This window comes from Trinickia sp., from assembly GCF_051961175.1.
GTDB lineage: Bacteria > Pseudomonadota > Gammaproteobacteria > Burkholderiales > Burkholderiaceae > Trinickia.
In genome coordinates this window covers 1-12,094 of sequence record NZ_JBQCDN010000097.1, presented here as the reverse complement: position 1 = coordinate 12,094, position 12,094 = coordinate 1, and the positions used below count along the sequence as shown (strand labels likewise).

Sequence of the window (12,094 nt, the reverse complement as noted above, 5' to 3'; positions counted from 1 at the left end):
CGCCCCGCGTCCCGCTCGCGGCCGAGGTGGGGCACCACAGACTGTATACGAAGGGAAGATACCTGTTACGCAGGATCAGTTTGACTCTATAGTGGCTGCGCACGAAGAACTGGTCGCGCGTGGGCCTATGGATAACATTCGGTATCAATGGCCACCCAAGTCAGGTGAGTGGCCCGCGGATACATACAACTGCGCGACGTTTCCTGGTCGCCTCGGAATACCGATTCCAGAGACAACAGGGAAGTTGCAGTCCTACATGCCTGAACTTGAAAAATTGGGAACACCTTGGAACCCGGGGGTATCGGACTGATGAGTGCAAACACAAGCTTGTTCACCGTGCCGGTGAGAAGCTACGACCTAGTGTTCGTTTCGGTGCTTGAGTCTCCGCGTCCTTGCGTTCTTCGTGCCAAGGTGGAGCGCATCTATTCCTGCCGGCACGGGATCAAACGGGAAGATCTTGGATCGGAGATCGAGTTTTATAGTGGGCCGGCTACTTGGGGGAATTCTCCCCTCCAAGTCGGGGAGCGCGCCTTGCTTTTCATCAAAAAGCGATCGGGAATCTTTAATGAATATCCCTGGCACGGGCACATGATTTGGGAGAAAACGGATGGTGAACATTATGTTAGTGTGCACTGTCCGGACCTCGGGTTGCGGGGTGATTTGCCAGCGGCCGTGAAGGCCGCGTCGCATCAACACCCGACTAGGCGAAATTACTCGCTCGTTAAATTCGATGTATTGGAAGATTATCTGGAAGAACTTATTAGGAGCGTTGAACGCGATTGCGAAAAGTGACCGCGCGAGGTGCTGAGAGGTGGAATTTCGGAGGTGGTTGAAATGGCTGGTCATGATTTGGATTTTTCAGCTCTTCGCATGCGAGCGCGTGGCTTCGTGTCACAAGGCCGAATCGAAGATGCCCTTGGGTTGTACGGCGACATCCTGAAGCTTGCGCCTAATGATGCGATGACATACGCCGATCGCGGAACGACTTACGCGATGATTAAGAAGAAAGATCTCGCGTTGAGCGATCTGAATCGAGCGATTGAGCTAGGATATTCAGATGCTTCTGTGTATTGCACGATCGGAACCGTTTACCTCGAGTCTAGTGATTACAGAAAATCGCTGGATTATTTTGATAGGGCGTTGAAGATAAACCCTGATCAACCGTTTGTCTACTATAATCGCGCGAACGTATACGAGGCGCTGGGAGATAAGAGGGCTGCTGTTGCCGATTTGGAGAAATGCCTTGCCTACGGTCCAGATGACGCTCTGTCTATCAAAATAAAGGACAGGATGATGCAGTTGCGTAAGAGTGTGTAATGTATTGGCGGGGTCTCGCACGGTGCGTCGAGCATCCTGATCAAACAAAGCGGCATCTTTCTCGACGGCCCGGTGATTCATCTGAATCAAGGGCTGTTTATGACGCCAGAGCAGGCGATGGCGATTGAGTGGGCCAACCGACAGGCGGTCATTGCTGCGGGGCTTGCTTCCGCTGATCCAGCAGTCCGAGAGGCTGGCGCAAGTTCCAGGCGACCGCCAAGGCGCAACAGATGGCGAAGCTTGCGAACGCGGTCTATGAGCCAGGTGCGGTTCCGCCAGGTTGGAAGAACATTACCAATGATCCGGCGGCGTTGGCGAAATACAACTTACGCCTTTCTGATTTCAAGGCGGATGATCTGGACATAACGAGGGTGGCGTATGAAGGCGTACCATCCGCAGGCGGTCACTATCCAATAAGCGTCTATCGCGATAACACGCGAGTGGAGGCAAGGCTGACTGCCCAGATATGACCGAGTGTTAGTCGTAAATGAATTGCTGACGACGGCTCTCGGCTACGATGCGGCTTTTTTTCGCAGCTCGAGAGGCGGGGGCAATAACGGAAAACCGCCTCAGTAACGCATGGGTTTCTTAGCGGAAACAGTCGCGAACTGCGACTTGGTGATCGTAGAGATCAAGGCTGGACCGGTACAGTCAGTCTGGAGATTAGTCGATGACTCCGGTATTGCTAAAAAATTTCGATCGTGCGGCCGATGTCCTCAAGTACTCGACGGACAAGGGCGTTGTAAGTGTTTCGGCGCGGCAGCCGAGCGATGTCGTTGATCGTGGGTTCTTTACGGAGCAAGGAGGTCGCTACTATGGCGTGTTCGCCACGGAAACAGGGCCCGTGGCCTTTTTGGACAGCACCCAGTGGCCGCTCACGCGATCCGGGGCATCATCCGCGTTATCGCAACTGCCTGACGGGCGAACGCGATTCGTGCTAAGCGTAGCTGGGGCGCCCGTATACGATGTGACTTACCGACGGCCGGATGATGTCGTTGATAACTGGTCGGACGATGAAAGCATTAGTGGGTTTTTTGCGTGGCTACACGAGAGCGTGACAAATGATCCTAAGGGAAGTTTCTTCTCCTACTATCGTCCTTCTGCATAAATCACTTAACTCATGGTGATTGACGGAAGATCTTAATGTGGCTGGAAAAATTCAACCACTACGGCACGTTCATCGACTTCGATCCGAATAAGATCTCCTGGCTTGAAGCAAGTTCTCCTCAGAACGGTGCTAAGGCAATCGGGGTTTGCGATCTGCTTGGTGATACCGTTGTGGCGATGGCGTGCCTGAGTGGCGAACTGTACTTGTTCATAGGGCGAGAAAGGTTTTCTTTGCAAGATCCGGGGGTGAGATTGACGTATGAGCATAATGAAAATGGTACGACGACGTTTTCGGTGAGCGGCTCTAATCATAGTGCCGGGATTACCTATAGGTCGTGGTGGATAGGGGCTGGCGCCGGCGTTGCTGCTTTTGGGTCGTCGAGCGACGAAGATGAGGATGTTTGTGCTTACATCAGATTTATGATGAGCGTGGAGACTCGGAGAAAGCATCTGGTTCAAAAATACGCCTAGGGCGGTGGCTTTTATCAAGTCCGTGGCGGCTCCATTTCTTTGAACTCACTTCGATCTTGGCGACGTGTGTCTGAATGAGCGAGCGTGACACGAAGAGTTTCTTGGCGGATAAAGTGGCGAACTGCGATTTGGTGATGGTCGAGATCGTAGCGTCGCCGCAGCCGCAATGCTTTAGGGCTCGCGTCGAGCGGGTGTATTCGGCACGCAAAGGGGTTGATGCTGCATCGTGCGGGCAGGAGATAGAATTTGTTGGTAGTCCGCCAAATTGGGGGCAAATATCACTCGCGGTCGGGGACGTTGCATTGGTTTTTCTAAAATCTATCTCCGGCCGATTGTATGAAGAGGCGTGGCACGGCCACATGTTTGTGGAGCAGATCGATGGCGAAGGCTATGCGGTCTGCCAGCATCGGGAATTGTGGCTGAGTCCAGAGGTTCCTGAGTCCCTTCGCGCTTGTTCTCGACAAGATCCGAAGCGGCCATCTGCGTCGGCGATCCGACTTGAAGCGTTGCTGGCGTACTTGTTCTCCTTGATAGAGAAAACGGATCGCGGTGTCATGTGAGCCGCGAAGTACGTGTGAAATTAATGAAGGGTGAGGCTACTGAGAGCACCTCATCGGGAGTGATTTGAATGAGCGAAAACAAAATGGATTTATCGCCCTTTTGCATGCGGGCGCGAGATTTCCTGACCCAGGGGCGCACTGACGATGCGCTGGCTCTGTATGGTGACGTGCTCCAAATCGATCCGGCTAATGCGCTGGCATACGCTGATCGTGGTACGGCTGAGCCTGCTCTGACACGTTTGCTCTGACTGGAATAGCGACAGTAAAATGACTGAGACACGTGTTCTGTTGAATGACCTTCCAGGCAAGCCGCAGCTTGTTCTCTATAAATTGACTGGCGTTCTCCATCCTGCTGGGGGCGAAGTGGTGCCATTGAGAGGTTGCGCCAACCGCGTGGAAGGAAAGATATTCTGTCTTTACGCGGAACACGGAAATCTAATGCTGCAAGTCGGTGTGCGCCGATGGCCTCTTGACGGCTCGGTCGTGGTAAATTACACCCATGATTTTGATAAAAAAGCGACGACATTTTCGATCGGTGATTTCTCTGTAGAGTACGAAGCGTGGTGGGCTTTCGATCCGACTTACAACAAATTTGCTCCGGAGAGAGACGAGGATGAAGATCCTCTCGCGTATGTGTACGCACTGCGAATGGATGCGCAGCGCCGGAGCGAGCTAGTCAAGCGCTGGAGCGTCTGATAGGAAGTGCTTATGCGATCGAGGTTTGCGCGTCAATCATGTTGCGCGAGATCAGTTCTTGCGAATAGATGAAAGCGATTTCACCGTTCGAGCTTAATGGCAGCGCAAGAGAAAGATTTGTCCGTTGCCGATTTCACGATGGAGTAAGTTCCAGACAATGAAGCAATGCCAGGTAGCCGCAACGTGCCGGTCCATATGATTCGCTTGCGTCGACGTACTGTGCATCGTTCCTGAACCTTCGTGATCCGGCCGCAAGCGCGGCATCGATGCAATTTTGCTTTCGGTTATCGAAAGGCAGGACGAGGGCACCGCCATCGTCGTCTGCCTGTTTCATGTGTTTCGATTGAAGGAGCCAGGTGACAATAATCTCGCGTCTCATCGATAGGGTGCAAAACTTTCTGCGCATCGTTGGTCTGGCCATTTGGCTGGGCGGATGCGGTCAAGCGGTCGCACAGGCCAGGCAGGATTCAAAAATCACGCAGGCTACGGTGAACCTGTGGCAAGCGATTGATGATGTGAGCAAACAGATTCCGTTTACACAAGCTAAGATTGAAAGCGCTCTCGACACGCCTATGTGCGAAGTTCGCCGCAACGCGGACACCATTTTTTTTCAGAACGAGCGTCCGGTTTCATTGTCCGACGGTGAGCGAATCGCGCAGGTCGACCTGCGTCTTGGTTTGGGGGCGGGCGATCCGGGGTTCGTCGTGCTGAACCTCGATGATGGGTGCGTAAGTCTTCGTGCTGTGCAGGTTCACTACAACGACCTAAAGATCAGCGATACACCGCGTGGTCGTTCGCTCGACGAAGTCACCGCGTACTCAGCGTCGCTGCCATGGGGGATGTTGTCGTTCGGTTTCAAAGCGCGCAGCCCGGAATGTCTCGCATCCGTGGCGTTCGCCCCGAAACAAGCGAAGGCGGGAGGCCGTGGCGAGTGACGTTCCTGCCATCATATTACCGAGCGAGGAAAGCTCTGATGGGCATCAACAAGGGCGAACGGTTCCGTCGCGAGGACATCTACGTAGATTATCCGTTCGAAGATGTGATGTTTAGATGGGATCACCTGGAACGAGTGGTTTATCGCAAATTCTATGGCGAGGTGGAGACTGGCCCGGTTCCGCACGACAATCGGTTATACAACGATGCGCTGCTCTATGGTGACGAGATTTCGAGAGATGTTTATCTCGTCGGCAAGCAACGCGGGGGTATGCGTAATCGGTGAGCGCAGGCCGTTCATATTCCTCCCGAAAGCCTACGTGTTTGTCGGGTAAAGAAGGATTTTTTGTTGAAGTCGAGCTGCCAGTATGAGTGCGAGCGCGTGCGCTCCGGGATGGATCGCTATCGAGCGGTGTTCAACGATCCGAGCTTTCTCGCCGAATGGCCGGATCTGGCCGGACGTGAAGTCATCGATCTCGGATGCAGGGAGGGCGCGGCGACGCGGCTCATCGCACGCCGCGGCGCGCGTGCGACGGGCATCGATCTCTCGCCTCGGATGATTGAATTGGCCGTCGCCTAGCCCGTCATTGACGAGAGCGCTGAGCGCGACGCGTACTTACTGTCCCACACGAAACTCAATCCGCCGATTGCGCGCCCGCCCGTCGGCGGTGTCGTTCGACGCAATCGGTTGATCCGGTCCAACGCCCATCGTCGTCATCGAGCGCGGGGCGACCCCCTTGGTGGCGAGATAACCCTTCACCGCATCGGCCCGTGCCTGGCTCAGCGCGACGTTCGACGCGCGGCTACCCGAGTTGTCGGTATGCCCGATGATCTCCACCGTCTTGCCCGGAATCTTCACGAGCACAGCCGCCATTTGGTCCAGAATCGCGCGGCCTTCCGGCGCCAATGTCGCGCTGCCGGTTTCAAACTCGATCGTGCGGTTCGCGAGCGTCGAATCGAGCAAACCTTGCTCCGACGCACTCACGCGCAAGCCGTTATGAATCGTGTAGGTCGGATTCAGCGCGTTCGCCATATCGCTCGTCACCTGCTGACGCAGCGCTTCGTTCGATACTTCGCCCATCACGTCGATCTGCGTGCCGTTGATCTTGAGTTGCCCTTTGCTGATCTGCTTCAGCTGCGGGCCGAGCAGCTTTTGGACGTTCGCGCTCCAGTTCGGCGGTGTCGCCACGCCACCCACCTCGATTTGATCGACGACGTTGCCGGCGCCATAGGTATCGCGCAGCCGCATTAAAACGGCGCTATGCGTGGCTTCGTCGGGCACCTTGCCGCTCACGACCACCTGCCCCGGCGCCGCATCGGCTGGCGCGGGCATATGTGTCACCGTGTTCATCGCGCCAGAGGGCGTGGCCGCGGCCAGCTGCATCGGCGCGGGAAGCGGCGTTGCCTGCACGCGCGCCCCGTTGTTGGCGATCGGGTTGACCGTGGCGGGGGAGTCGTCGGCTTGCGCAGCGACAGCGGCGAACGAGCCCGCCACGGCGAGCGCCAGTGCGCACGCGCGCCACGCAGCCCGGCGCAAACGCAGGGGCGTCAAGCCTGAACCCGAATCCGAATTTGACCCAGAAGCGGAAATCGAAATACCCATCATCGCCTCATGCCCCAACGAACGCTTCGCGGAACGTATCGAGGGCGATACGCAGCGACAATTGCGGCTGATCGAGATAGCTGACGAGCTTGCTGATTCCATGTTCGTTCTGAGCGTGGTCGTCGATCCATTCGGGATCGTCGATGTCGATGTTGTGCGTCGCGTAGGCCTGCGGATCGATGACGCTATGCAGTGTCTTCGCCGATGCACCGTTGAAGCCGATCACCAGCCGTTCGCGTTCGGCGATCGTGCCCATGAAAATGGCGATTTCGAAATCGGCCTGTGCGAGGAACGGGGCGATCAGCTCCAGCCAGAACGTCGCCACAAGGCTGCGATAGAACGTGTCGTTCGGCAGCGGCAGCGTAAGCCCGCGCTCGAGATTCGGTGCATGGCTTTGCATCACCGGTTTCAGCAGCGAGCCAAGCGCGAGCATTGCGCCGCGCAGCCGCACCGGATGGCCGCTCGCGAGCAGCATCTGCTCGAGGCCGGCCAGCGTTTGATGCTCCACGAAATCGGCAAACGTCCCTTCGTGCGACGTGGAGACGCCGACATCGATCGCCACCTGTGTATCGCCAAGCTCCTGCAAGGCCGCGGTAGGCTCCTCGCAATCGTAGAGCGTGCGCATTTGCGTGGCGGCGCGCGACCATAAGCGCGCAAAGGCCAGCGGGCTGCGCGCAAGGAAGGCGAGGGGGCGTTCAACTTCGAGCGCCGTCGCGGCAAGCAGCGGGAAGCGACGCGACGAGTTGTCGTGGCTCGACATCATATGGCCGGCGATCGCGAGCCGGCTTTGCGAGCCGAGGAACGCGAAATGCATCGGCTTCGCGTTGTCGTAGACGATCTTCCAGCGCGGATCTTCGGCGAGCAGCTCGGTGGCTTGCGCAACCCAACGGTCGAGCGTATGCAGCAACTGCGGGTTGTGCGTGCTTTTGACGAAGTCCCCGCGCGAAGGAATCTTGCCGAAGTAGGCGAGTTGCGCCTGCACGGATTGCGTCATTGCGCGGCTCCTGTTCCTGGGTTCGAGACCGCCGCATTGGCGGCCGAGGGAGAGGGGGATGCTTGCATCGCGGCCCCCGCAGCCGGCAGCGCACCGGCCGCAGCCGTGCCGGATGCCGCCGGTGCGGAGCCGATCACCGCTGCCGCGGCCGTGCGCGCCGCCGCAATGTCCGCGACCGATTCGGGCAGACGCACGCCCGCCAGGCTGCCCTGCTGCGGTGCGTTGCCGCCACCGCCGCTCGACGGCTGCGACGTGCTGATGATCTTCATGCTGAGCGCGACGGTCACGCTGCCTTGCGTCCACGACAGCGCGAATGTGCCGTCGGGATTGCGTGTGCGCTTGGCCGAGTTGATCAGTTTTTCCAAGCCGTAGCGGCCCGGCTCGTTCACGAGTTCGATCGTGCGGCCGTCGAACGACGTCGCCGTCAGCGTGGCACCGGGGGAGCCTTGCGGATTCGGCCAGACGAAGTTCGTCCATTGCGGCGGCGTATTGCGATAGCGCAGCTGCTGGCCGTCGATGGCGATCGTGTACTCGGTCGTGCCCTGGCCCGGCTGCGGCAGGATCTGGAACACCGTCTGCGGTTCCGCCGCTCCGCCTCCGCCGCCGGCCGCCGCGCCCGAGAGCGGGGCCACCCAACGCGCGAAGCCGTTCGTGAAGTCCGGTGCCAGCGCGATGCCCATCCCGCCCCACGTGCGCGGCGAGAGCGTATCGCCGCGCCGCACGGCCAGCGGGCCGAGCGTCGTACCGACGAACTTCGAAATCGCACCATCAGGACCGAACACTTGCGCGATTTCGCTCGCGCCGGCTTCGACCTTGGCGCCGCTCGAGAACGGATACTTGTTCGCCAGCGCGTTCTGGAACGTTTCGTAAACCTGCGCGTTCCACACCTTGTTCACTTCATTGCTGGCCGGTTCGATCACCACGGCGAACGCCTGCATGAGCGGCCGCACGAGCAGCGGACGCAGCGTCTTGCGCTGATCGTCGTTCAAGCCCGTCAGCATTTGTTCGTCGACGAACTTCAGCGAATCGGCGAGCTCGGAGCCGTTGCCGTCGAGCGTCTGCTGCATGAGCTCGCGTGCGCCCGGGCCCGGGTCGCCTTGGTTTTTCAAGATGTTGAATCGAGTACGCACCTTGGAGAGGCTGTCCATGTAGCCGTTCAGCAGCGACGCGTTGTCTTGCTTCGCGACAATCCGCGCGAGGCCGCTGAACGCGACGCCGACGGGCCCGGCCGTCGTTGCGCCGTCGAAGTTACCCTCGATATCGATCCCGGCGTTTTGCGCCGCTTGCTGCTTCGACGAGAACATCCGCTTGAACCAGCCCGTTACGCCGTTCTGCGCCTTTTGCAGCGTGGTCGAGGCGAGCGCCGGGTTGTCCCACGACGTTTGATCGTAGGCGGTTTCGAAGATCTTGCGCACGGGCGAATCCTGCGGATCGCCGAGCCGGTTCATTGCGTCCACCGCCTGCCCGAATGTACCGAAATCGCGCACGGCGATGCCTTGCATAAAGCGCTGCCAGTGCTGAGCGTACTCGGTCTTGTACATGCCGACGAGTGCCTTCTGGATCTGCTCGGGGCTGCCTTCGAGCGTCAAATCGTCTTGCGAGGAGGTGCCCAGGACCCAGTCCTTCGCCTGCAGCTCCTTCGTGGCCGCATCGCGAATGGCGGGCTTCACATAGCCGAACCAGGCTTCACGCGTGAAGGTGCCCGGGATCGCATAGCTGCCGCCGACGAGGTTCGCGTTGCTTTCGCCGACAATGCGCGCGATCGTCATTGGCGCATAGCGCGTCGATGCGCGTGCCTTGATCTCTTCATACACGCGCTGGCGGGCCGGCATGCCGCGCACGACGTGACGCAAGCTCTCGCGCGTTTGATCGATGAGCGAGAGGTTGGCATCGATCATTGGCCAATCGTCGTCGGATACGCGCGAGAGATAGAACGTGATCATGCGCTCGGCGCTGCGGATCATCTCGTCGCGGGACATATTGCCGCGATTGGTTTCCAACCAGCCGCGCCAGAACCGCGCGAGTTGATCGGTCAGATGGGCCGATTCGACGTGGCGCTTGTCGGAGAGCATCAAGTACGTCTTCAGTGCGTTGTAGGCATCTTCGACGTTGGTCGGAGACGCGTCGCTATACAAGCCGCCTTGTGCAGGCGTCGTGCCGTTCCCATTAGCGCTAGCGTTGGCATTGGCATTGGCGTTCAAACTTGCGCTGATATTCCCGTTGGCGCTGGTGCCGTTGCTACCGGCATCGCCGGTGCGTGCCGACACGGGGATCGCGCCCGATTCGGGCGGATGCGTGAGCGGGGTGAGCTGATCCGGATGCGCATCGACTTCCCGCAGGAAGGCGACAAGGTTCTGCGAAACGGGATCGAGCATCAACTGCTTCACGCCGCGGTAGTACTCGGTGAGCAGGCGCTGCTCCATCCGATCGCCCTGATAGAGCCCGAGCGAGACCGAGAGCGGCCGGTTGCGCTTGAATTGCTCCAGCTGCTCAATCCGATCCTCGAGGATGTCCATCGCCTGCAAGCGCGATTGGAGATCGTTGCGGTTGCTCTGCAGCCGCATGATGTTATCGAGATCGGCCTGGACGTTCGTTGCCAGCTGCTGGTTGCCGATCGTGGACCATGTCCAGCCGCCCAGCGCGAGTGCCAGTACCGCCACGAATGCGAAGAACGTGCCGTAGCGCAACCGTGTCTTGGCCGGGCTCGCGAATTGGCGCACCGTCTGGCGATCGGCGAAGATGACTTTCGAGAACAGGTCGCGCAGGAAAAAGCCGTTCTGAGACGAAGCGGCCCGAGGCTTGGGCAGACCGTCGACGGCGAGCCCGAAGCGCTGGCCGATGCGTTCGGCGGCTGCGCTGTTCGTTTCGCCCTCTTGCAGCGCGCTTGTGAAGTAGAAGCCGCGCAAGATCGGCTTGTACTGGAACGGATTGCTTTCGAACAGCGTCGCGAGAAACACGCGCAACGCCGGTTTGATGGCCAGAAACTCGAGCGGAAAACTGAGCTGGCCCGGCGACAGCATCGAGCCGCGGTTGATCGACATCTGCGCGACGCTGATTTCCTTGAGCCCCTCGTAGAGCTCTTCGAAGCGTTCGTCGAACACGGAAACGATATCGCGCTTCTCGTCGCGCGTGTAGGGCAGGGTGGCGCCCCAGACGCGGTCGTATTCGTGACGCTCGCCGCCGCTGAAGAACTCCGAGAAACCCGTGATCAAGTCGGCCTTGGTAAACATCACATAGACGGGCGCGAACACCTCCAGCTTCTCGGTCAACTCCTGCACACGCTGACGCAGGCTGCGCGCGAGGTTGATCGTGGCGTCGGGGCGGCTGCTCGTCAGCTCGGCGATGCTGGCCGTCACGATGATCCCGTTGATCGGCGCCTTCGGCCGGTGCCGCTTGAGCAGGTTCAGAAAGCCGAGCCACTCGCTGCGATCTTCCTCGTGAACGGAATAGCGGCCGGCCGTGTCGAGCAAAATGCCTTCGGTCGTGAAGAACCAGTCGCAGTTCCGCGTGCCGCCGATGCCATGCACGATCGCGTCGCTCTTTTCTGCGAACGGAAACTGCAGCCCCGAGTTCAGCACCGCGCTGCTCTTGCCGGCGGCGGGATTGCCGATGACGATGTACCACGGCAGCTCGTACAGCGCCGCGCCGCCCGACACCTGGCCGATCTTCGACGTCTTGATCGTGCGCACGGCTTCGGTGAGCCGCGTGCGCAGCACGTCGAGATCGGCTTGCTTGGCGCCGCTCGCCTGCGGCGCCTTACCCGTTTCGGCTTGCTGTTCGAGCATGCCGCCGAGCTTGGCCGAGGCGCGCCGCGCGGCGATGCGCCGCCAGAGCCAGACGAGCAGCATCAGCAGGAGGAGGCCGGCGAGCGCGAGTGCGGGCCAGACGAGCGGAACATCGAACCAGAGAGCGGCGCCGAACAGGATGGCCGCGATGACGATCACCCCGAGGACGGTCATCGTGCGTTTGCTGGTCAGCGCATTGAGGAAGCGTTGCATAAGGCTTTAACTTGACGGTCTAAGTCTTGACGAATGGCCCCGCGCCGGGCGGCGCAGGGCATTGCGTTTGGCGCGCGGCGATCGATCGTCGCCTATTGCCCCGGGAGTGGAACGACCGGTTTACTACGTCCGAGGACGAATCCGGGCTTGTGATATTCGACGTGTCCGAAATCCATCAATTTCCATCGTCCGCCCCATACGAGGCCCACTTGCTCGGCCGTTTGCCCGTACAGCTGATAGCCACGCATGGCGTAGGGATCTTTTTCGGAAATGACGACCTTGCCGTCACGCAAAAAGGCGTTGTCGGCGGCAAGGCCGTATTGGTGATAGCTCTGATATGCGGCCGCATTGGTCACGCCCCCCAGCTGCGCGAGCCGGTTTTGTCGATCCGGGCTCCGATAACCTTCCAATAGCA

The 12,094-nt window shown here is 59.2% G+C and carries 13 protein-coding genes; 9 read left to right on the top strand and 4 right to left on the bottom strand.

All coding sequences use genetic code 11. The features are described from left to right. Window positions 1-834: 834 nt before the first annotated feature. The 9 genes from ACTHL0_RS05100 to ACTHL0_RS05060 all read left to right on the top strand — a co-directional run bounded on the left by ACTHL0_RS05100 (window position 835) and on the right by ACTHL0_RS05060 (window position 5,664). Entirely contained in the window at window positions 835-1,317 is a 483-nt protein-coding gene (locus ACTHL0_RS05100) for a tetratricopeptide repeat protein (RefSeq protein ID WP_440565507.1), read from the top strand. A gap of 230 nt (window positions 1,318-1,547) precedes the next feature. Then, window positions 1,548-1,787, top strand: a complete 240-nt coding sequence (locus tag ACTHL0_RS05095; RefSeq protein WP_440565506.1) for a hypothetical protein — start codon at window positions 1,548-1,550, stop codon at window positions 1,785-1,787. 673 nt (window positions 1,788-2,460) lie between these two features. Continuing rightward, window positions 2,461-2,895, top strand: coding sequence for a hypothetical protein (locus ACTHL0_RS05090; RefSeq protein ID WP_440565505.1), 435 nt, complete (start codon window positions 2,461-2,463; stop codon window positions 2,893-2,895). A 74-nt stretch (window positions 2,896-2,969) separates the two neighbouring features. Beyond that, the gene (locus tag ACTHL0_RS05085; protein WP_440565504.1) at window positions 2,970-3,455 is read left to right on the top strand and encodes a hypothetical protein; all 486 of its coding nucleotides are present in this window, start codon (window positions 2,970-2,972) and stop codon (window positions 3,453-3,455) included. A 68-nt stretch (window positions 3,456-3,523) separates the two neighbouring features. Further along, on the top strand, window positions 3,524-3,703 hold the full coding sequence (locus tag ACTHL0_RS05080; RefSeq protein WP_440565503.1) for a hypothetical protein: 180 nt from the start codon (window positions 3,524-3,526) through the stop codon (window positions 3,701-3,703). Between the two features lie 19 nt (window positions 3,704-3,722). Then, window positions 3,723-4,151 (top strand): hypothetical protein, encoded by a 429-nt coding sequence (locus ACTHL0_RS05075; protein WP_440565502.1) that lies wholly within the window; start codon window positions 3,723-3,725, stop codon window positions 4,149-4,151. Window positions 4,152-4,507: 356 nt separating this feature from the next. Next, window positions 4,508-5,086, top strand: coding sequence for a hypothetical protein (locus ACTHL0_RS05070; RefSeq protein WP_440565501.1), 579 nt, complete (start codon window positions 4,508-4,510; stop codon window positions 5,084-5,086). A 38-nt stretch (window positions 5,087-5,124) separates the two neighbouring features. Further along, complete coding sequence (locus ACTHL0_RS05065) at window positions 5,125-5,370, top strand: hypothetical protein (protein ID WP_440565500.1); 246 nt, start codon at window positions 5,125-5,127, stop codon at window positions 5,368-5,370. A gap of 63 nt (window positions 5,371-5,433) precedes the next feature. Continuing rightward, window positions 5,434-5,664: a class I SAM-dependent methyltransferase gene (locus tag ACTHL0_RS05060; RefSeq protein ID WP_440565499.1), complete on the top strand. Its 231-nt coding sequence runs from the start codon at window positions 5,434-5,436 to the stop codon at window positions 5,662-5,664. A 36-nt stretch (window positions 5,665-5,700) separates the two neighbouring features. Here ACTHL0_RS05060 and ACTHL0_RS05055 read toward each other — a convergent pair whose 3' ends face one another. From ACTHL0_RS05055 to ACTHL0_RS05040, 4 genes are all read right to left on the bottom strand, one after another. Beyond that, window positions 5,701-6,636: an OmpA family protein gene (locus ACTHL0_RS05055; protein WP_440565498.1), complete on the bottom strand. Its 936-nt coding sequence runs from the start codon at window positions 6,634-6,636 to the stop codon at window positions 5,701-5,703. 58 nt (window positions 6,637-6,694) lie between these two features. Next, window positions 6,695-7,681, bottom strand: coding sequence for a type VI secretion system-associated protein TagF (gene tagF, locus ACTHL0_RS05050; protein ID WP_440565497.1), 987 nt, complete (start codon window positions 7,679-7,681; stop codon window positions 6,695-6,697). After that, window positions 7,678-11,679 carry a type VI secretion system membrane subunit TssM gene (tssM, locus tag ACTHL0_RS05045; RefSeq protein ID WP_440565496.1) on the bottom strand — a complete coding sequence of 1,334 codons (4,002 nt, stop codon included), beginning with the start codon at window positions 11,677-11,679 and terminating at the stop codon, window positions 7,678-7,680. The genes tagF and tssM overlap by 4 nt, the downstream gene beginning before the upstream one ends. A gap of 92 nt (window positions 11,680-11,771) precedes the next feature. Continuing rightward, a partial coding sequence (locus ACTHL0_RS05040) for a M15 family metallopeptidase (protein WP_440565495.1) occupies window positions 11,772-12,094 on the bottom strand: 323 nt, incomplete at its 5' end.